At 65.1% G+C, this 19898-nt stretch carries 16 protein-coding genes and 2 pseudogenes; 15 read left to right on the top strand and 3 right to left on the bottom strand.

The window, feature by feature from the left end:
* Positions 1 to 184: 184 nt before the first annotated feature.
* The 12 genes and pseudogenes from LFT49_RS00850 (at position 185) to LFT49_RS00905 (ending at position 12686) form a co-directional block, all read left to right on the top strand.
* The gene (locus LFT49_RS00850; protein ID WP_237429429.1) at positions 185 to 1573 is read left to right on the top strand and encodes an FAD-dependent oxidoreductase; all 1389 of its coding nucleotides are present in this window, start codon (positions 185 to 187) and stop codon (positions 1571 to 1573) included.
* Between the two features lie 30 nt (positions 1574 to 1603).
* Entirely contained in the window at positions 1604 to 2263 is a 660-nt protein-coding gene (locus tag LFT49_RS00855; RefSeq protein ID WP_237429430.1) for an arsenate reductase ArsC, read from the top strand.
* The gene (locus tag LFT49_RS00860; RefSeq protein WP_237429431.1) at positions 2260 to 2691 is read left to right on the top strand and encodes an arsenate-mycothiol transferase ArsC; all 432 of its coding nucleotides are present in this window, start codon (positions 2260 to 2262) and stop codon (positions 2689 to 2691) included. The genes LFT49_RS00855 and LFT49_RS00860 overlap by 4 nt, the downstream gene beginning before the upstream one ends.
* 3 nt (positions 2692 to 2694) lie before the next feature.
* The gene (locus LFT49_RS00865) at positions 2695 to 3915 is read left to right on the top strand and encodes an MFS transporter (protein ID WP_237429432.1); all 1221 of its coding nucleotides are present in this window, start codon (positions 2695 to 2697) and stop codon (positions 3913 to 3915) included.
* Positions 3905 to 4381: a universal stress protein gene (locus LFT49_RS00870; RefSeq protein WP_237429433.1), complete on the top strand. Its 477-nt coding sequence runs from the start codon at positions 3905 to 3907 to the stop codon at positions 4379 to 4381. Before LFT49_RS00865 ends, LFT49_RS00870 begins: the two co-directional genes overlap by 11 nt.
* Positions 4382 to 4725: 344 nt before the next feature.
* Positions 4726 to 5430 (top strand): annotated as a pseudogene (istA, locus tag LFT49_RS00875) (IS21 family transposase); the annotation flags it as partial.
* A 71-nt stretch (positions 5431 to 5501) separates the two neighbouring features.
* Positions 5502 to 6713 (top strand): tyrosine-type recombinase/integrase, encoded by a 1212-nt coding sequence (locus LFT49_RS00880; protein ID WP_028264596.1) that lies wholly within the window; start codon positions 5502 to 5504, stop codon positions 6711 to 6713.
* A 2-nt stretch (positions 6714 to 6715) separates the two neighbouring features.
* On the top strand, positions 6716 to 9151 hold the full coding sequence (locus tag LFT49_RS00885) for a site-specific integrase (protein WP_028264595.1): 2436 nt from the start codon (positions 6716 to 6718) through the stop codon (positions 9149 to 9151).
* Between the two features lie 46 nt (positions 9152 to 9197).
* A pseudogene (locus tag LFT49_RS00890) lies at positions 9198 to 10181 on the top strand (Mu transposase domain-containing protein); the annotation flags it as partial.
* Complete coding sequence (gene istB, locus LFT49_RS00895) at positions 10178 to 10996, top strand: IS21-like element helper ATPase IstB (RefSeq protein ID WP_237429434.1); 819 nt, start codon at positions 10178 to 10180, stop codon at positions 10994 to 10996. The pseudogene LFT49_RS00890 and the gene istB, both read left to right, overlap by 4 nt.
* A 123-nt stretch (positions 10997 to 11119) precedes the next feature.
* Positions 11120 to 11440 (top strand): PadR family transcriptional regulator, encoded by a 321-nt coding sequence (locus LFT49_RS00900; protein WP_094180403.1) that lies wholly within the window; start codon positions 11120 to 11122, stop codon positions 11438 to 11440.
* Positions 11433 to 12686: an APC family permease gene (locus LFT49_RS00905; protein ID WP_094180404.1), complete on the top strand. Its 1254-nt coding sequence runs from the start codon at positions 11433 to 11435 to the stop codon at positions 12684 to 12686. Before LFT49_RS00900 ends, LFT49_RS00905 begins: the two co-directional genes overlap by 8 nt.
* Before the next feature lie 26 nt (positions 12687 to 12712).
* Here LFT49_RS00905 and LFT49_RS00910 read toward each other — a convergent pair whose 3' ends face one another.
* From LFT49_RS00910 to LFT49_RS00920, 3 genes are all read right to left on the bottom strand, one after another.
* A complete protein-coding gene (locus LFT49_RS00910) occupies positions 12713 to 13729 on the bottom strand; it encodes an ATP-dependent DNA ligase (protein WP_306971984.1) in 1017 nt (338 codons plus the stop codon).
* A gap of 452 nt (positions 13730 to 14181) precedes the next feature.
* Complete coding sequence (locus tag LFT49_RS00915; RefSeq protein WP_237429435.1) at positions 14182 to 14928, bottom strand: FadR/GntR family transcriptional regulator; 747 nt, start codon at positions 14926 to 14928, stop codon at positions 14182 to 14184.
* Positions 14929 to 15002: 74 nt separating this feature from the next.
* A complete protein-coding gene (locus tag LFT49_RS00920) occupies positions 15003 to 16745 on the bottom strand; it encodes an L-lactate permease (protein WP_237429436.1) in 1743 nt (580 codons plus the stop codon).
* A gap of 186 nt (positions 16746 to 16931) precedes the next feature.
* On the opposite strand from LFT49_RS00920, the gene LFT49_RS00925 reads away from it, so the two are divergent.
* From LFT49_RS00925 to LFT49_RS00935, 3 genes are read left to right on the top strand one after another with little or no spacing between them, the layout of a single operon-like run.
* Complete coding sequence (locus LFT49_RS00925) at positions 16932 to 17735, top strand: (Fe-S)-binding protein (protein WP_237429437.1); 804 nt, start codon at positions 16932 to 16934, stop codon at positions 17733 to 17735.
* A complete protein-coding gene (locus tag LFT49_RS00930) occupies positions 17732 to 19258 on the top strand; it encodes a LutB/LldF family L-lactate oxidation iron-sulfur protein (protein ID WP_237429438.1) in 1527 nt (508 codons plus the stop codon). Before LFT49_RS00925 ends, LFT49_RS00930 begins: the two co-directional genes overlap by 4 nt.
* Complete coding sequence (locus LFT49_RS00935; RefSeq protein WP_157238331.1) at positions 19255 to 19887, top strand: LutC/YkgG family protein; 633 nt, start codon at positions 19255 to 19257, stop codon at positions 19885 to 19887. Before LFT49_RS00930 ends, LFT49_RS00935 begins: the two co-directional genes overlap by 4 nt.
* The last annotated feature ends 11 nt before the right edge of the window (positions 19888 to 19898 follow it).

Genomic DNA, 19898 nt, shown 5'->3' on the forward strand with positions numbered 1-19898 from the left:
AACTCCCACCCCGGGGAGGAGGTGAGCACCCATGGTTACAGACACCGGCTGCTGCGGCGGCACTGACTGCGACGACCAGGACTGCTGCTAAGGCGCACCGCCCTGCCCGGCCCCTTTCCCCCTCTGGGCCGGGCAGGCACCTCACACCACAACCAAACTGCCACCAACGGAAATGAGGAACACCATGGCTGAGAAGAACACGCTGCCCGTCGCCGTGATCGGAGCAGGACCCGTCGGCCTCGCGGCCGCCGCGCACCTGCTCGAACGCGGCCTGGAACCCCTCATCTTCGAAGCCGGCCCCACGGCAGGCGCCGCCATCGAACAATGGCGCCACATCCGACTCTTCTCACCCTGGCGCTACAACACCGACGCCGCCGCCCTCCGCCTGCTCGAAGCCGAAGGCTGGATCGCCCCACGGCCCACCGCCCTGCCCTACGGTGGCGAACTCATCGACAACTACCTCGCCCCGCTGGCCGCGCTGTCTGAGATTTCCTCGCGTCTGCAGGTGGGTGCCCGCGTCACTGCCGTCACCCGGCAGGGCCTGGACAAAACCCATGTCCGGGACCGGGACACCACCCCCTTCACCGTCCGGGTTGAGCACTCCGACGGAGAAACCCGCGACCACACCGTCGCCGCCGTCATCGACGCCTCCGGCACGTGGTCCCGCCGCAACCCGCTGGGCACCTCCGGGCTGCCCGCCATCGGCGAAGACACCGCTGCGGGCCGGATCTCCGCCCCGCTGCCGGACGTGACAGGGCGGGACCGTGCAGCGTTCGCCGGGCGCCGGGTCTTGGTCGTCGGCGCAGGCCACTCCGCAGCGAACACCCTCATCAGCCTCGCCGACCTCACGAAAGACGAACCGGACACCCGCATCCTCTGGGCAGTCCGCGGCGCCACTGCCGAGAAGGTCTACGGCGGCGGCGACGCCGACGGGCTGCCCGCCCGCGGCCAGCTCGGCGGCCGCGTCCGGCGCCTCGTCGAAGCAGGCAAGATCGAACTGCACACCAGCTTCGGCATCGCCGCCCTCAAAACCCTCGACTCCGGCGTGATCGTCGAGGCCGTGGACGGCCGCACGATCGAAGCTGACGTCATCGTGCCGTGCACCGGCTTCCGCCCTGACCTGGACATCCTGCGCGAACTCCGGCTCAACCTGGACCCGGCCGTCGAAGCCCCGGTGGAGCTCGGCCCCCTGATCGACCCCGAATTCCACTCCTGCGGCACCGTCCCGCCCCATGGGGCGCGACTGCTGGCCCATCCCGACAAGGACTTCTACATTGTCGGGATGAAGTCCTACGGCCGGGCCCCCACCTTCCTGCTGGCCACCGGCTACGAACAGGTCCGCTCTGTCGTCGCCGCCCTGGCCGGGGACCACGACGCCGCCGATACCGTCCACCTCGAGCTGCCCGAGACCGGGGTCTGCTCCACGGACGCCGGCACCAGCTGCGACGTCCCCACAACCACCGCCAAGGCAACCGGAGGGGCAGCGGAGGAGAGCGGGTGCTGCGCTGCACCCGAACCGGTACTCGTCGGCTTTCCCACCGGGCTGGCCCACGGCCGTTCCGGAATCAACTGACCCCGCACCGAAAACAACTGGATTGCTGCCATGACTGAGAACCGTGAGACCAGCCTCGGGCTGCAGGACAACACCGAAATCCTGCACCGCATCAGCGCCCGCCTCGGCGAGAAATTCCATGGCATTTTCGCGGCCGAAACGGTGGAGCGGTATGTCTTCGAGTCCTACGCCGCGCTGGCCCGGACGGCAAAAATCAGCAGCTACCTGCCCGCCACGACCGAACACTTCGCCGGCGACCGGCTCGCCGCCCTTGCCAAGTCCAAGGGCGCCATCGCCTCCGAGGTACCCGAGGTTCTGTTCGTCTGCGTACAGAACGCCGGCCGGTCCCAGATGGCCGCCGCGCTGCTCACCGTCGAAGCGAAAGGAAGGATCCACGTCCGCTCGGCCGGTTCCCTCCCGGCGGCGGAGCTGGATCCCGCCGTCGTCGCAGTGATGTCCGAGATGGGCCTGGACCTGACCCGGAACTACCCCAAGCCCCTCACCGACGACGTCGTTAGGGCCTCGGACGTGGTCATCACGATGGGCTGCGGCGACTCCTGCCCCATCTACCCGGGCAAGCGCTACGAGGACTGGGACCTGCCGGACCCCGCAGAGCAGCCCCTCGACAGAGTCCGGGAAATCCGCGACCAGATCCACGACCGGGTTAAAACCCTGGTCGACTCACTCACAAAGGAAACAACGCACCCATGACCACCGAAACACCCGGCCAGCACAGGCCTGCAGTGCTCTTCGTCTGCAGCAAAAACGGCGGCAAATCCCAGCTCGCCGCCGGACTCATGCGCGACCTCGCCGGAGACACCATTGCCGTGTACTCCGCCGGCACCAAACCCGGCAAGGACCTCAACCCCCAGGCCGTGGAATCCTTGACCGAGCTCGGCATCGACATCACCGGTGAACACCCCAAACCGGTCACCGAGGAGGTCCTGGACACGGTCGACGCCGTCGTCGTCCTGGGCACCGAAGCGAAGCTCGAACCCCACGAGGGCACCCGGTTTGAAGTCTGGGAGACCGACGAGCCCTCCGAACGGGGCATTGAAGGCATGGAACGCATGCGCCTGGTCCGGGACGACATCAAGAACCGGGTCCAGAAGCTCTACACGGAGCTCACCGGGAACTAGGCGATGTCCGCCCAGGCGCCGGTACAGGAACTGGTCGCGGAGGGTGCACCCCGCGGCGGCCTGGCCGCGCTCTGCATCACGCAGACCACGGCCTGGGGTGTGCTCTACTACGCGCTGCTGGCGGCAGTCCGGCCCATCAGCGAGGACACCGGCTGGGACGCGGCCCTGGTCACCGCGGCGTTTTCTGCCGGGCTCGTGGTGTCCGCGGCCGCGGGAATCGCGGTCGGCCGAATCCTGGACAGGACCGGCCCCCGCCACCTGATGGCCGGCGGTTCGCTGCTCGGAGCCCTGGCATTGGTCCTGGTCAGTGCCGCACCCAACCTGCCCGTTTTCACGGCGGCGTGGCTGCTGGCCGGGACCGCGCAGGCAGCGGTGCTGTATCAGTCAGCCTTCACCGTGATCAGCCGCTGGTACGGCCCGGCCCGGGTCAGGCCGCTGACGATCCTGACCCTCGTCGCCGGTTTCGCGTCCACGATATTCGCCCCGCTCACGGCGGCGCTGTGCTCAACCTTTGGGTGGCGCGCTGCTTTCCTCATCCTCGCCGGCGTGCTGGTGCTGGTCACCGTTCCGCTGCACGCCCGCTGCCTGAACAGAGCATGGCGGCACGTTGAGCCGGGATTATCACCAGCTGGTGACAGGGCGCGTGTCCGGTCCATCCGGCGCAGCCCGGAATTCCTGGGACTGCAGGCACTCATGGTCCTGCTCAGCCTCGGCCTGTACACCGTGACGCTGAACATCATCCCGCTGCTCATGGAAAAAGGCGCCGACCACACCGCGGCCGCGGTCGGCCTCGGACTCGTCGGGGCAGGACAAGTAGCCGGACGCATGCTCTTCGCCGCCATTCCCGCCACGACGCGCATCATCGCCGTCAGCGGAACTGCCACCGGCGCCATCCTTCTCCTGGCTCTCCTGCCAGGACCGGCGCCCCTGCTGATCGCCGCCGGCATGCTCGCCGGTGCCGTCCGCGGCTGCCAGACACTGCTGCAGGCCACCCTCGTCGCCGACAGATGGGGAAGCACCAGCCTCGGGCTCCTGCAGGGCACGTTCGCCGCACCCCTCACCATCATCACCGCCCTCGCCCCCGCAGCAGGCTCCGCACTGGCCGGCCTGCTTGGCAGCTACACAGCCATGGCCTACGCCATGGCAGCCGCTGCAGGGATGGCCGCGGGCCTGACTGTCCTGGGTCCACTCCGCATCCGCCAAGGACAGCGACATGGACGATAAAGGATGGATCACCGGGCCCATCGTGCTGGGCGTCAAATGGACCTTTTCCCCCCACCTAATCCACACTGCGGCGGAGCTGGCGACCGCGCTGGGACGACATCTTATCTGTGCCTTCGTCGACCCGGCCGGTTACCTCACGGAATGGGAACCGGGTCCGTCCAGGACCGCGCAGTCCCTCGAACCAGCCCCTAATGAAGAGGCCCAATATCCGGCCGACGAACTGCGGCACCGCCTGGAATCACTCCTGGGGCCGCCCGGAAAGCAATGGTCCTTCCGTGTGCTCAACGGTGACGTTTCCAAGGCACTATGCCGCCTGGCCGAAAACACTGGAGCTTGCCTGCTGATCGTCGGAGCTGACCGCCAAGGACCACTGGGAAGGATGGACAGGATCCTCGAAGGGTCCATCTCAGGATCCTTGGCCCGCCGACAGAAACGTCCAGTCCTCATCGTTCCCAACGAAAAATAGCCAAACTCTGGCGGTCACGACGCCTGGCTTCTGGTCTTTCCCCGGACCGGGCGGCCAGGAAAAGGGGCGCCCCGGAAGTCCTCTTCCGGCGGACACAACTCGTCCTGGGCGGTTTATGCCCATTGCGGGCAGGTGGCGCCGTCCAAGCAACTCAACGCTGGCCGTTCAATGCCGCAGGGATCCTCACCTCGGACGGATGACTGTGACAGGTTTGAATGGCCCCGGTAGGACGGTTATCTCTGGCCCCACTTCATGACTCGCCGGGCACCTTGTGACGGTTATATGTGGCCCCACCTTCAACCTTGGATTCATCAGTGTATGGATGCGGCGGAAGGCTGGTCTGGATGGAGTCGAGAGTGGAGTTGTTCGCGCAGATCCGAAGGGATGCCCGGGTCGAGGGCCTCTCGGTCCGTGCACTAGCGGCTAGGCACAGGGTTCACCGAAGGACTGTGAGACAGGCTCTGGAATCTGCTTCCCCTCCCGAACGCAAACCACGACAAGGCGTGGCCTGGCGGTTGGAGCCGTTCAAGCCTGCGATCGATGCCATGCTGACCGAGGATACGACGGCGCCACGGAAGCAACGCCATACTGCCCGCCGGATTCTGGCCCGGCTCATTGAGGAGCGCGGGGCGGAGGAGTTGTCGTATTCGACCGTGCGTGACTATGTGCGGGTCCGTCGGGCTCAGATCGATGTGGAGGCCGGCCGCCGGGTTGAAGTATTCGTCCCGCAGGAGCATGCCCCGGGTGCGGAGGCGGAGGTGGATTTCGGTGAAGTCTGGGTGGTCCTGAATGGTGTGAAGACGAAGTGTCATATGTTCGTCTTCCGGTTATCCCACTCCGGCAAGGCTATCCACCGGATTTACCCGACACAGGCCCAGGAAGCGTTTCTGGAAGGCCACATCGCCGCCTTCCAAGTTTTGGGCGGCATCCCAACGAAGCACATCCGCTACGACAATCTCACCAGCGCGGTCAGTGCCGTGGTGTTCGGGCAGGGCCGGCAACGGCAGGAGAACGACCGGTGGGTGTTGTTCCGCTCGTTCTACCCGTTTACTGAACTACGACACGCGTTTGTGCTGGTTGACGCCTAGATTCTGGTTCGCTGACTACGGTCTGTCTTGTGATGAGCGAAGACGTGGACAGAGACCTGGCTCGACTGTCGGTGCCGCTGGTAGGGGCGGTTGAAAGCACAGGGGACCTGTGTCGGCCGTGTCGGCTAGTTGATGCCGGAGGCGCACCGATCGCGGCGGTATCGGCGTTCTTCGACGAGTTGCAGGCGGCAGGCAGATCGGCCTCGACGCTGCGTTCCTACGGGATGGACCTGCTGCGGTGGTTCCGCTTCCTCTGGGAGATCGACGTCGCCTGGAACCGGGCGAGCCGGGTCGAGGCCCGTGACTTCGCCCGCTGGATGCTGGTATCGGGCAAGCCGCAACGATCGCATTGGCGCAGGCCCGGCGAATCAGTGAAGCGCCGGGCGAAGCCGGTCCCGTATTCGCCCGCGGTCCGGGCACACACCGAGACGGTGCTGCGCCGGTTCTACGACTTCCACCTCGACACAGGAACCGGGCCACTGCTCAACCCGTTCCCGTTGGAGCGTCCACGGCGCGGGGGTCGTGCGCATGCCCATCACAATCCAATGGAGCCCCACCGAAACGAACGCAGCGGCCTGTTCCGGCCGCGACTTGCCTCGAGGATCCCGCGCAGCATTCCTGACGCGAAATTCAACGAGATCTTTGCGCGCCTGCCCTCACATCGGGATCGTGCGCTGGTTGCCTTCTATGTCTCCACCGGGGCCAGGGCCTCGGAGCTGTTGTCGGCCCTGCGCAGCGGTGTTGATCCGGGCCGGCAGGTGATCACAGTGATCCGGAAAGGCTCGGGGGCGAGTCAGGAGCTGCCGGCTTCAACTGACGCGTTCGTTTGGCTCCGGCTCTATGAGCTCGAGATGCAAGGACGCCTGCCGAAAGGGCGATCGATGCCGATCTGGTGGACGCTCCGGGAGCCCTATCGTCCCCTGACTTACCATGCGGCGCACCGAATGTTCGAGCGGGCGGTCCGTGCGGCAGGGAGCGATGCGACGCTCCACGGGCTGCGGCATACGGCGGCCTACCGGATGGCCGAAGACCCGAATCTGCCATTGACCGATGTCCAGTTCGTGCTCGGGCACGCGCTGCTGACGACCACGCAGATCTACCTCACTCCGCGCAAGCAGGAAGTAATCCGGCGGGTCTTGGAGCACCACGAGCAACAGACCCGCCAAGCCGAGCGCCGGGCAGTTCCAGCGCCGGCACCGGGCTATGCGCCCGAGACCCTGCAAATCCTGTTCGGAAGGTCATGACTATGACTGTCCTGGTCGTTGACGATCCCAAAGCTCACCGCAGTACCCAGCAGGTCACCGCACCACTGCTGAGCGAATCACTTCGGGCCCGGCCGACCGCCACGCGCTGGGCTGCAACGATGCTGGACCGGGACGCAGCGTTGACCCGCATGAGATCGCGACATGTAGAGGCGAGCGATCACATCAAGATCCCCCGTCAGGGCAGTCAATGGGTTCTGGACTGGCTTGACGAGCATCCGGGCGCGACGTGGCAGGAACGATGGTCGGCGACCGGCGTTGAAGCAGCAGGTCGGCCCTGGCGGCAGATTCCCCTGGCCTGGCTGCGAAACCTAGGCAGGGAGAGCCAATGGAATGACGAACAGTTCCTCCGCTCGCTCCACATCGTATTCGGCGCCGACCTGATCCGCCCCTCACTCTCCTGGCTCTGCATCGCGGCATTCGGGTCCGGGTCCTTGGCCCGGACTATGGCGGCCATGCGCGACCCTGCCGGATTCGCCGAACTCCGGGCCAAATGCACCGCCGACCCGAACGTCTCCCAGACTGCACTGACCCGCAACCTATACCGCGCCGCCGCGCTGGTCTCGGCCATGGGCGGGACGATCAGCGACATCACCCCCGGTGATGTCGTGGAAGTATTGGACGCCGAAGCCTCCACGCGCGGCACCACTATCGGCTCGACCGGCCTGTTCTACCGGCTGCTGCACGAGATGGGCTCCTTCGGACCCGACGCGCCAGCCACGTTGCGCCACTTGCGCGTCGCCGGACAGAAAACCCCCGAACAGATGATCGACCAGTACCAACTCTCTTCCGACCACATCCGCGGTCTCTTGATCGCTTACCTCAAGGAACGCCAGGCAAGCCTCGACTACAGTAGTCTGACCTCGATCACCTACCACTTGGCGGGGCTGTTCTGGGCCGATCTGGAACGCCATCACCCGGGCATTGACAGCCTCGACCTCCCCGCCGGCGTCGCCGCGGCCTGGAAGCGGAGACTGCGCACCATCACCCGTTCCGTCACCGACTCCGATGGCCGTAAACGTGATGCCGAAGTCGAGCGGGTCAGTTACCGCGAATGCCTGACTCCTGTCCGGGCGCTCTACCTCGACCTGGCTCAGTGGGCCGTCGAGGACCCGGCCCGCTGGGCGCACTGGGTCGCCCCTTGCCCGATCGGAAGGGAGGAGATCGACCGCCGGAAGGCCAAGCGCCACCTGAAGTCCCGCATGGACGCCCGCACGCGAGAACGCCTACCGGTCCTGCCAGTCCTGGTCGAGAGCGTGAACCGGCGCCGGAAGGAAGCCGCCGAACTGTTCGAATCAGCAACCCGGACGGCCCCGGGAGCGACGTTCACCGCGGCCGGTCAAAACCTGATGCGAGTGGCTCCATCCCGAGCGGCTGCCGTGAAGATCTGGGCAGTCGAACCCGACACCGGTCAGCGGCGCGATTTGGGTCGCGAGGAAGAACACGCGTTCTGGGCTTTCGCCGCCGTCGAGACCCTTCGGGCTACCGGGATCCGCGTCGAGGAACTCACCGAACTGTCCCACCACAGTCTGATCCAATACCGGCTGCCCACCACCGGAGAAATCGTTCCCTTGCTGCAGATCGCGCCGTCAAAGACCGATACCGAGCGGCTGCTGGTGGTCAGTCCCGAACTAGCCGACGTCCTCAGCCTGATCATCCGCCGCGTCCAGAACCCGAAGACCGGAGCCATTCCGCTGGTCGAAGCATACGACGACCACGAGCGAGTCTGGAGACCAGCGGCGCCTCTCCTTTTCCAGCGCCGCGTCGTGGGCGAGCACCGCGCGATGAGCGCGGGACTGATCCGCAAACTGCTCACCGCAGCCTTGGAACATTCCGGCCTGGTCAATCCCGTCACGGGAGAACCGCTGCACTTCACACCGCACGACTTTAGAAGGCTGTTCATCACCGAAGCCGTCCTCAGTGGGCTGCCGCCACACATCGCGCAGATCATTGCCGGCCACCGAGACATCAACGTCACCATGGGCTACAAGGCCGTCTACCCCACCGAGGCCATCGACGCCCACCTGGCATTCCTCGCCCGCAGACGGTCGCTACGGCCCAGCGAGGAATACCGCACCCCCACCGAAGAAGAATGGAAAGAGTTCCTCGGGCACTTCGAGAAACGCAAAGTCGCGGCCGGGACCTGCGGACGAGCGTTCGGAACACCTTGCATCCACGAGCACGCCTGCATCCGCTGCCCGATGCTTTGGCCCGACCCTGCCCAGCATGGCCGGCTCCTCGAGATCCGCGACAACCTCCTTGCCCGCATCGCCGAGGCTGAACGGGAAGGATGGATCGGCGAGATCGAAGGCCTGCAAGTCAGTCTCGCAGGAGCCGAAGACAAACTCGCCCAGGCTCAACGGCGCCGGACGGGCCAACCGACTGTCTCTCTCGGGTTGCCCTCCGCCAAGAAAATTTGATCATCACCGACAGCGCCAGCCATCCCTTTCGAGCGAGTTCAGAGAATACGGTTTTGATCCTTTTTATTGCCAGCCAGGTATTGCCGGGGCTCACGAGAAGGGCGGGGTCGAGGGCGAGGTGGGCTGGTTCCGCCGCAACCGCCTTACCCCGATGCCTGTCGTGAAGTCCCTTGAGGAGCTCAACGACCGGATCCGGGACCGCGAGGTCCAGGACGATCAGCGGCGGATTGATGGCAGGATCCGCACCATCGGCCATGACTTCGCCGCCGAGCGTCCGTTCCTGGCGCCGCTGCCGGCCGAAGAGTTCGACCCCGGTCTTGTGCTGAACCCGAGAGTGGACAGGTCCTCAATGATTACGGTGCGGATGGTGAAGTATTCCGTACCGGCACGGTTCATCGGCCGAAGGGTCCGGGTGTCCTTGCGGGCGTCGGAGCTTGTGGTGTTCGACGGCCGTGCGGTGGCGGCCCGGCATCAGAGAATTGTCGCCAAGGGCGGCCAGTCGGTCCAGCTCGACCATTACTTGGAGGTCCTCAAGGCCAAACCCGGCGCTTTGCCTGGTTCCACGGCTTTGGCACGGGCTCGGGCATCAGGTTCTTTCACCAGCGCCCATGAGGCTTTCTGGGCTGCCTCGCGTCGGGTCAACGGCGACGCCGAAGGGACTCGTGAGCTGATCGATGTCCTGCTGCTCCACCGTTCCATGGATGGAGCAGACATCGAAGCAGGAATCACCGCCGCGCTGCGAGTGGGTGCGGTCAGCGCCGATGTCGTCGCGGTCGAAGCCCGCAGACACGCAATGACTTCCGCCGCTGAGGGTGGGCCCAGGTCAAACCGTCATCGCGGTGACCACGCTCAAGCGGAAGTGCAACGCGTTGTCAGCCTGACGCAGCGTCGACTCATGGACCCGGCGGCCGTCATCGCGGGGCTGCCTTCTGATAGCCGGCCCCTGCCCTCAGTCCGCGCCTATGACGAGCTGCTGGCCAAGCGCGCCGAACACCCTGCGGAAACCGCTTCGAAGGAGAACATCTCATGAGCCCCACAACCCCTGCTACAAACGTCACTCCGGTCCTGCGCCGACGACGCGGTCTGACCGAACAGGCCGCGGTCGCAGCCGTGGACCAAGCCTGCCGCCGCCTGCGCCTGCCAACCATCCGTGGGGTCCTAGACGAAGCACTAAGCGTCGCCGGGAAAGAACAACTGTCCTACCAGGGGTTCCTGGCCGAGCTGCTGCTGGCCGAATGCGACGATAGGGACCGGCGCTCCTCGATCCGCCGCGTCAAAGCTGCAAACTTTCCTCGGGATAAGTGGCTCGGGGATTTCGATTTCGACGCGAACACGAACATCAACCCAGCGACCATCCACACGCTGGCCACCGGGGACTGGATCCGCAAAGGCGCGCCCCTGTGCCTCATCGGAGACTCGGGGACCGGTAAATCCCACCTGCTCATCGGGCTCGGCACCGCAGCGGCCGAGAAGGGCTACCGGGTCAAATACACCCTCGCCACCCGGCTTGTGAACGAACTCGTCGAGGCCTCTGATGAGAAAGTCTTGGCCAAGACCATTGCCCGCTACGGGCGCGTGGACTTGTTGTGTATTGACGAACTTGGCTATATGGAACTGGACCGGCGCGGTGCAGAGCTGTTGTTCCAGGTCCTCACCGAACGCGAAGAAAAGAACTCCGTGGCCATCGCCAGCAACGAGTCGTTCTCCGGCTGGACCAAGACATTTACGGATCCACGACTCTGTGCAGCCATCGTGGACCGTCTGACATTCAACGGCACCATCATCGAAACCGGCACTGACTCTTACCGACTCGCCCGCAGTCTCGCAACGGCCCAGGGCCAGTAAGCGCGGTCCAGGCCCTCCGTCCGAGAACGTGTCCTCGGGCTCGGAGAAGACGCGGAGCGGAGGTATCGTAGAACCCAGACCAGATATCGGATTTCGATATCTGTATTCGACATTGGGAGTGCGATGCGTGAATTGATGCGTGCAGCCGTGCGACTCCACATCCTCCACCACGCCGCCGAGGAAGACATCCACGGCGCCTGGATGTCCGAAGAGCTGGCCAACCACGGGTATTCCATTTCTCCCGGAACCCTGTATCCGACACTGCACCGGATGGAGCAGGACGGCCTGCTGGTCTCCCGCCAGGAAGTAGTCGGCGGCAGGCCCCGCCGCGTCTACCGGGCTACGACAGCAGGCCTTGACGCCCTGGCTGAAGGCCGCAGGTCCATTGCTGAACTCGCCGCCGAAGTCCTCCCCACGTCCCCGAAGGAGAACCCGTATGAGTAACCCTCAGGCCCTGGCCCGCCGGTTGGGAACATTCGACGCGTCCGTCATCGGTCTTGGCTCGATGATCGGCGCCGGTGTGTTCGCGGCATTCACCCCTGCAGCGGCCGCGGCAGGGTCCGGCCTGCTGGTTGGTCTGGTCGTCGCGGCCTTCGTGGCGTTCTGCAACGCCACATCCTCCTCCCAGCTCGCCGCCGTCTACCCGACCTCAGGCGGAACCTACGTCTACGGCCGTGAACGGCTCGGTCCCTGGTCCGGATTCCTGGCAGGGTGGGGATTCGTGATCGGCAAAACCGCCAGCGCCGCGGCCATGGCCATGACCTTCGCCGCCTACGCCGCCCCGGCAGGGTGGGAACGTCCCGTGGCCATCGCCGCCGTGATCGTTCTCGCCGCCGTGAACTACCACGGCGTAACAAGGACAGCCGGGCTGACCCGCATCCTCGTCGTCGCCGTGCTGGCAGCCCTCGCGATCGCCGTTGCGGCCTGCTGGGGAGGCTCCTCCCCGGACCCGGCAAGGATTCTCGGGGACGGGCTGCTGGCTCACGGCTGGTACGGGATCCTGCAATCCGCGGGGCTGTTGTTCTTCGCCTTCGCCGGCTACGCCAGAATCGCGACCATGGGCGAAGAAGTCCGTGACCCCAAACGCACCATCCCCCGCGCTATCGGTATCGCCCTGGGCATCACCATCATCGTCTACGCCGTCATTGCCGTCACCCTCCTGGCGACCATCGGCCCCGAAGGAGTGGCAACCAACCCCACACCCCTCGCCGCCGCGGTAGAAGCCGGGTCGATGTCATGGGCTGGCCCCGTAGTCCGGGCAGGAGCAGCTGTCGCGGCACTGGGCGCCCTGCTGGCCCTCATTGCCGGGCTGGGACGAACCAGCCTGGCCATGGCCCGCGAACACGACCTTCCGCACTGGCTCTCCGCCGTCCACCCCCGCTACAAAGTTCCCCACCGGGCCGAGACCACCCTGGCCGTGGTGATCTGCGCGATCATCTCCGTCGCCGACCTGCGAGGCGCGATCGGTTTCTCCTCGTTCGGCGTGCTGATCTACTACCTGGTCGCCAACATCGCCGCTTTCACGCAGCCGGACACGGACCGCCGTTATCCCAAAGCACTGCAAGTACTTGGCGCCGTGGCATGCGTTGCCCTGGTTACCACCCTCCCGCCGCTGTCTGTGGTGCTCGGCATCCTCATGTTCGCGGCAGGAATCATCCTGCGCCTGGTCAGGCTAAGCAGAAAATCCTGACCCGGACGGGGCCGGATATGGCCGCCCTAACGGGGCCAAAAATAGTTGACATACTCAGACGGATCCAGCTCCGGCCGGGCCCTGAGCACCCGTAAGGGGTGCCGGAAGGACCTGCCGGACCACGCAGTGTCGGCGGAGACTTCAACAACCACCGGTTCCACCAAAGTCAGTGCCACGGGTTCCTTGTCCCTGTTGAACCTGTCCAGGGCCGTACCTTTCACACTGGTTGGCCAAGGATGCTCGCCCTTCGGAGGGTGAAGCCACCGTGCCAGCTCCCTGCCCTCCCTCGCCTTAAGCGGCGTGGACCGGCCCACGATCCGCAGCTCGCCGTCCAGGACGAGGCCGGCAACGACCTCAGAGGGTTGGGTTATCGGCCCGATCACCGCGCCGCAAATGATTTCCACGGTTTCCCTGTGCTTGAGCTTCAACCAGGAGCGGACACCGGGCGTGTACGCCTGATTCGTGCTCTTGATGACCAGCCCCTCGATCCCGGTATGGGGCAGGTCTTCGAACCACTGCTCGGCAACACTATGGTCCGTGGTGGTGGGGGAGAGGGACAGCGGCGGCTCCCACCCGTTGGCCAGTTCTTCAAGGAGCGCCCGCCGCTGGGACAAGGGCAGGTCCCGCGCGTCATGACCCGCAACGGCCAGCACATCGAACGCCACGTAATTGGCCGGCGCTGCTGCCACCAGGCCGGGAAGAGTTTTTGGCCCGGCGCCCAGACGCTGCTGCAGTGCGTCGAAGTTAAGCCGGCCCTTGCTCCAGACCACGGCTTCGCCGTCGATCACGCATCCCGGAGGAACGGCCGCAGCCACCGCCGAACAAAGTTCGGGGAAGTACCCCGTCAGTTCCTTCCCCTGCCGGGACCACAGCGTGGCCCCGGCTTCATCCCGGACCGTGACGCACCTGTACCCGTCCCACTTGGGTTCAAAAAGCAGGTCCCCGTGTGCTGCATCTCGGCGGGGCATCTTGTCGATGGCGCGGGCCAGTGCAACTTTGACCGGCGGGGTAAGCCCTGCCGGTAGCCCGGCCCTGATTTCCATGGCCCTACGCTACGCAGGAGCTGGCTCAGATGTCAGTGATGGCCTCCAGCAGCCACTGCTCAGCGAGGGGTTCACGGCGCAGTTCAAAGGTCCGCAGCTGTGAATCCGACGTATGCCGGATTATCTCCCCTTGTGGATCGTATGGGCTGGTCAGGAGCTGGTGCTGGTGTGAGCCACGTTGGGCACGTCGGTGCTGTTGTAGCTACTTCCATCAGTTCCAGAGGTCTTGTGCTGTTCGTAGTGTGGCTTTTGTCCAGAAATGGCCGTTTTTCTTCACGGCGTGGTTGGGCGGTTAGAGGTTCACATGAGGAGGGCTTGAGCGCGCAGCTTCAATGACGTCGTTTGGTGATGGCGCTAGTTCATTGATTTTCATGACTTAGCTCCCACCCCGCTGTAAGGGTCGGTCAGTGTGGCGGACGTGCGAAAGCGCCTGCATGAATCGTCACACTAGTTCAGCTCCCGATTTCGGCGGCGGTCGCTTCCTGTGCCTTCTGATGGAACCACTCGATGTGCTCTTGCAGGAGTCGGGCTGCGAGCTCTCCTTCGTGTGACTGGACGGCGTCGAAGATGCCGTGATGCTGGTTTCGAAGTGTGGAGATTACGTCGGGCCAGGCGTCCATGGCGTCCATTGCGCCTTTAACGTAGCCAACAATGGCGCCGCTGAGTGATTCCATCATGGTTGCGACCACAGCGTTCCCTGCCAGGGAGCTCAGGGCGACATGGAACCTGGCGTCCAGTTCATGGAACGTTTCACGACTGATGCCGGGATTGTCCATGGCTTGCAGGAGCTGGGCTGCCTGTTCTAGGTCCTCGTCGCCTCCTGTACGGTTCGCGCCGGCCCGGGCGGTCCAGGTTTCGAGCAGGATGCGGGTCTCGACAATGTCTTCGACCGGCAGTGTGCTGCTGGCGACGTGCAGTCGTAGGGCCGATGACAGGCCCGCGGAGGGGTCGGAGACGACGATTGCCCCGGAGGAGGGTCCGGATCCGACCGAGCTGCGCAGTATTCCCATGGCGTCCAGTACCCGGATGGCCTCCCGCACCGACGCCCTGGAAATCCCGTAGCTTTCGGCGAGGGTGCGTTCTCCCGGGAGCCGGTCCCCGACTTTGATTTTGCCCGAGCGGAGGTCCGCCTCGATGTCCTTCAGGAGCGCGTCATGGGTACGACGGCGGGGTGTTGCTCCTGCTTCGGCGGTGATCACGGGCGGTTCCTTACGGGCGGGCAGTGTGCGGGCCAGGGGGCGGCCCGCACACTGCGTCTTGAGTAGGCTGGACGCTAAGGCAGCATCCAGCCGAGGATGGGAGTGGACTGGAGGTAGGAGAGGGTGCACAGCACCAGCAGCAGCGCCACGCTCCACCCGACTACTTTACGCAGGATCACCGATTCCTTGCCTTCAAGGTTGACCGCGGACGCCGCGATGGCGAGGTTCTGTGGGCTGATCAGCTTGCCCACAACACCACCGGAGGTATTGCCGGCCACGAGAAGGTTCGGATCGATTCCTGCTTTCATGCCGGCGGTCTGCTGCAGCTTGGCGAACAGGGCATTCGCGGAGGTGTCGGAGCCCGTGACGGCGGTGCCAATCCAGCCCAGGACGGGTGAGAGGAACGCGAAGAAGGTGCCAGTGCCGGCGAGCCAGGTGCCGATGGATACTGTCTGCCCGGAGAAGTTCATCACGTAGGCGAGTGCGAGGACGGTGATGATGGTCAGTCCGGCCCAGCGCATCCTGTAGATGGTGCGGCCGATCTCCTTCACCGCGTTAGCCACCGTGATGGGGTAGCGGCCGCCGTCGTTGTACTTCGAGTACACGAAGGCGACGATCAGGCCGGTGATTAGCAGCAGGGTTCCAGGGGTGGAGAGCCATTGGAAGGAGTAGATGGTGGAGGAGACGGGTTTGCCTTCGGCATTGACCAGAGCGTCGTGCAGGATCGGCCAGGGGATTCTGACGTCGGTCGAGGCGAGGAATGCGGGCACGTCCGCACCGAGTTTCCATAGCTTGGCGATGCCGAAGACGACGATCACGAGGAAGTACGGGAACAGGGCGAGCCACGTCCGGGTCGGGGTCAACCGGTCTGCAGCGGCCTCGCTGACGGCGACAGCCGTAGCCCGCCGGGAGCCGCCGCCGGCGGTGGTGGAGGCTGTGTTCTTCGAGGCTGCATCAAAGGCTGCTCCGAGACGCTCGCGTGCTGCGACGCTTCCCTTGGGCGTCCAGACGCGGAAGAACAGCACGGCCGCGCCGAGGCCTACGAGGGAGGCGACGATATCGGTGAGTTCGTAGGAGAAGAAGTTGGAGCACAGGAACTGTGCCGTGGCGAATGAAAAGCCAACCACCAGCGCTGCGGGCCAGCAGTCTTTCAGGCCCTTGCGGCCATCGAGGATGAAGAGCAGGATCAGCGGCACGATGGTGGCCAGTAGCGGAGCCTGACGTCCAACGACGGAGGCAATGTCCGTGGCATGCAGTCCGGTGAGGCCGGCCGCGGTGGTGATCGGGATGGCCATGGCGCCAAAGGCAACAGGTGCCGTGTTGGCAACCAGCACCGCGGCGGCAGCGCGCAGCGGCGGCAGTCCGAGCGCCAGCAGCATGGTGGCCGTGATAGCCACCGGCGCACCGAAACCGGCGAGGGCTTCGAGCAGCCCGCCGAAGCAGAAGGCAATCAGGACCGCCTGGAGGCGCACGTCGCCTTTGCCGATTACATCGAAGACGCGGCGGAGGTCCTCAAAGCGTCCGCTGAGGACCGTGACCTGATAGAGCCAGACGGCCATGATGACGATCCACAAGACAGGGAAGGCGCCGAAAACCCCGCCCTGGGTAGCGGAGAGCAGCGCCAGCCCGGCCGGCATCTGGAACGCGAATATTCCGACCAGGAGGGCAGCCAGGAGCGCAAAGGCACCGGCGACATGGGCGCGGGTTTTGACGACGGCAAGCAGGATGAAGAACGTCAGCAGCGGCAGCAGGGCGACGATGGCCGACCACATGACGCTGTTGAGCACCGGGTCGGTGCTGGGTGTGAACTGATCCACGGAGTTCCTCCACATTGAGGGGGACGGCAGGGGGGTATGGTCAGACCTTTGTGGTCGGACCATCAGAGTGTAGCGTAGATTTTTCTGAAAGTGTGAGCAGCTTCACTTGGAGCCGCCGGTTGCCAGTGGCGTCGGTCACGTGATCTACTATGGTCAGACCACAACCCCTTAGCCCGAAAGGCTGCCATGCGAATCGCTTTGTTCGCTACGTGCATCGTGGATGCGATGTACCCCGCCACAGCGCGGGCTACCGTGAAAATCCTGGAACGGCTGGGACACGAAGTTGTGTTCCCGTCCGGCCAGGCCTGCTGCGGGCAGATGCACGTCAACAGCGGCTACCTCAAAGAGGCGGTTCCCGTGATCGCCAACCACGTCGCCGCCTTTGATACCGAGGACTACGACGTCGCGGTTGCCCCGTCCGGTTCCTGCGTCGCCTCCGTGAAGCACCAGCACCCTATGGTCGCCCGCTCGTGCGGCGACAAGGATCTGGAAACACGTGCAACCGCAGTCGGCGCCAAAACTTACGAGCTCTCCGAATTGCTGGTGGACGTGCTCGGCGTGACCGATGCTGGCGCGCAGCTCGGTTCCTACTTCCCGCACCGCGTCACCTACCACCCGAGCTGCCATGGCATGCGCCTGCTCCGGCTCGGGGACCGGCAGGCGCGGTTGCTGGGCAGTGTCGCAGGGATCGACATGGCCGAACTTCCGGAAGCTGACCAATGCTGTGGCTTCGGCGGCACGTTCTCGATGAAGAACGCCGACGTCTCCTCCGCCATGCTCGAGGACAAGACGGCGAATATCGCGGCAACAGGGGCAAGCCTGTGCGCCGGAGGGGACGCCTCCTGCCTCATGCACATCGGCGGCGGCCTCTCCCGCCAGGGCAGCGACGTCACCACCCTGCACCTGGCCGAAATCCTCGCCAGCACCCTGGAAGAACCGGCCTCTGTCACCGGCGAAGTCCGCGTCACCACCGGAAAGGCCACACGATGAGCACCTACCTGGGCATGCCCTCACTCCCCGTTCATGGCACGGGCAACCTGCACGCCTCCGAATCCTTCCCCCAGGCCGCGCACCGCGAACTCGCCAACACCCAGCTCCGGGCCAACCTCGGCCACGCCACCCACACCATCCGAGACAAACGCATCCAAGTGGTCTCCGAACTGCCGGACTGGGAACAACTGCGCGACGCCGGATCCGCAATCAAGGAATCCGTGATGGCCCGCCTTCCCGAACTCCTCGAACAGTTCGAGAAAAACTTCACCGCCCGAGGCGGCGTGATCCACTGGGCCCGCGACGCCGATGAGGCCAACGGGATCGTCGCCGGTCTGATCCGGGAAACCGGGGAAACCGAAGCGGTCAAGATCAAATCCATGGCCACCCAGGAAATCGGCCTCAACGAATACCTTGAAGAGCAGGGCATCGCGGCCTACGAAACCGATCTGGCCGAGCTGATCGTCCAGCTGGACCACGACAAGCCCAGCCACATCCTCGTCCCGGCGATCCATAAGAACCGGACCCAGGTCAGGGACATCTTCCTGCGCGAAATGGAGGGCGTCGACCGGGAGCTGACCGACGAACCGGCCCGCCTCGCCGGTGCCGCCAGGGCGCACCTGCGCCGGAAGTTCCTTACCGCCAAGGTCGCCGTTTCCGGGGCCAACTTCGCACTGGCAGATTCGGGCACCCTCGCTGTTGTTGAATCTGAAGGTAACGGCCGGATGTGTCTGACACTGCCCGAGACACTGATTACGGTGATGGGCGTGGAGAAGCTTCTCCCCACCTGGCAGGACCTTGAAGTGTTCATGCAGCTGCTGCCGCGTTCCTCCACCGGGGAACGGATGAACCCCTATACCTCGCTCTGGACCGGCGTCACCGAAGGCGACGGGCCGCAGAACGTGCACCTGGTGCTTTTGGATAACGGCCGCAGCGCCGCGCTGGCAGATGAAATGGGCCGGTCCGCGCTGCACTGCATCCGCTGCAGCGCCTGCATGAACGTCTGCCCGGTTTATGAGCGCACGGGCGGCCACGCCTACGGCTCCACCTACCCCGGGCCTATCGGGGCGATTCTCTCACCGCTGATGACCGGCATCCAGGCCGAGGAGAACAACTCGCTGCCCTACGCGTCCTCACTCTGCGGGGCCTGCTATGACGCCTGCCCGGTAAAGATCAACATCCCCGACATCCTGGTGCACCTGCGCAGCGTCGATGTGGACAGCAAACGCGGCAAGAAGAAGATCCCCACCCAGATGGATGTCGGCATGAACGCCGCCTCCTGGGCGCTGTCCTCAGGAAAACGTCTCGGCCTTCTCGAAAAGGGGCTGCCGCTGGGACGCCTGGCCGCCGGCCCGGACAAGAAGATCACCAAGCTGCCCGGCATCGCCGCCGGCTGGACCCAAAGCCGCGACATCCCGGCACCCCCCTCGCAGTCCTTCCGGGACTGGTGGAAAAAGGAACACCGGACACCAGAGCCAGACGCTGCCCCCGCCGCGTCCCAAGATCAGGAAAACCAGCCATGAGCGCACGCGAAGAAATCCTCGAGCGGATCCGCACCGCCCTGAAAGACAGCCCCGTGGCGCCCGAGATCCCGCGGGAGTACCGGGCGGCATCCCAGCTGGATGAGGAGGCACTGATCGAGCTGCTGGTGGACCGCCTGATCGACTACAAAGCACAGGTCTCGGTCGTGGACAACGCAGAGGTCCCGGCGCGGATCGCGGAACTCCTCGCCGACGCCGGCAGCTACGTCGTGCCCACAGGGCTCGACGCCGGCTGGCTCACAGGACTCGAACTCGAACACGACAGCCGGCGCCGCCAGGACTCGGCCGCAGCGCCGCTGTCCGTCGCCGAGCTCGACGGCATCGACGCCGTCGTGACCGGCAGCGCCGTCGCCGTCGCCGAGACCGGGACCATCATCCTGGACGGCAGCCCCAACCAGGGCCGCCGCGCGATCACCCTGGTCCCGGACCACCACATCTGCATCGTCAAAACCACTGATATAACCGGGATCCTGCCCGAAGCGCTGCGCCGGATCGACGGCACTCGGCCCCTGACCATGATCAGCGGCCCGAGTGCCACCAGCGACATCGAACTTGAACGCGTCGAGGGAGTCCACGGCCCCCGCAAGCTCGACGTCATTATCGCCCGGTAGGATCCGGGCCG

Source organism: Arthrobacter sp. FW306-06-A (assembly GCF_021870055.1).
GTDB lineage: Bacteria > Actinomycetota > Actinomycetes > Actinomycetales > Micrococcaceae > Arthrobacter.

Bases quoted from the DNA above. Each gene is read 5' to 3' on its own strand.
- LFT49_RS00935 (WP_157238331.1), top strand. From the start codon at position 19,255: ATGAGCGCACGCGAAGAAATCCTCGAGCGGATCCGCACCGCCCTGAAA.
- LFT49_RS00860 (WP_237429431.1), top strand. From the start codon at position 2,260: ATGACCACCGAAACACCCGGCCAGCACAGGCCTGCAGTGCTCTTCGTC.
- LFT49_RS00905 (WP_094180404.1), top strand. From the start codon at position 11,433: ATGAGTAACCCTCAGGCCCTGGCCCGCCGGTTGGGAACATTCGACGCG.
- LFT49_RS00910 (WP_306971984.1), bottom strand. From the start codon at position 13,729: ATGGAAATCAGGGCCGGGCTACCGGCAGGGCTTACCCCGCCGGTCAAA.
- LFT49_RS00930 (WP_237429438.1), top strand. From the start codon at position 17,732: ATGAGCACCTACCTGGGCATGCCCTCACTCCCCGTTCATGGCACGGGC.
- LFT49_RS00865 (WP_237429432.1), top strand. From the start codon at position 2,695: ATGTCCGCCCAGGCGCCGGTACAGGAACTGGTCGCGGAGGGTGCACCC.
- LFT49_RS00885 (WP_028264595.1), top strand. From the start codon at position 6,716: ATGACTGTCCTGGTCGTTGACGATCCCAAAGCTCACCGCAGTACCCAG.
- LFT49_RS00880 (WP_028264596.1), top strand. From the start codon at position 5,502: ATGAGCGAAGACGTGGACAGAGACCTGGCTCGACTGTCGGTGCCGCTG.
- LFT49_RS00925 (WP_237429437.1), top strand. From the start codon at position 16,932: ATGCGAATCGCTTTGTTCGCTACGTGCATCGTGGATGCGATGTACCCC.
- LFT49_RS00870 (WP_237429433.1), top strand. From the start codon at position 3,905: ATGGACGATAAAGGATGGATCACCGGGCCCATCGTGCTGGGCGTCAAA.
- istB (WP_237429434.1), top strand. From the start codon at position 10,178: ATGAGCCCCACAACCCCTGCTACAAACGTCACTCCGGTCCTGCGCCGA.
- LFT49_RS00900 (WP_094180403.1), top strand. From the start codon at position 11,120: ATGCGTGAATTGATGCGTGCAGCCGTGCGACTCCACATCCTCCACCAC.
- LFT49_RS00850 (WP_237429429.1), top strand. From the start codon at position 185: ATGGCTGAGAAGAACACGCTGCCCGTCGCCGTGATCGGAGCAGGACCC.
- LFT49_RS00855 (WP_237429430.1), top strand. From the start codon at position 1,604: ATGACTGAGAACCGTGAGACCAGCCTCGGGCTGCAGGACAACACCGAA.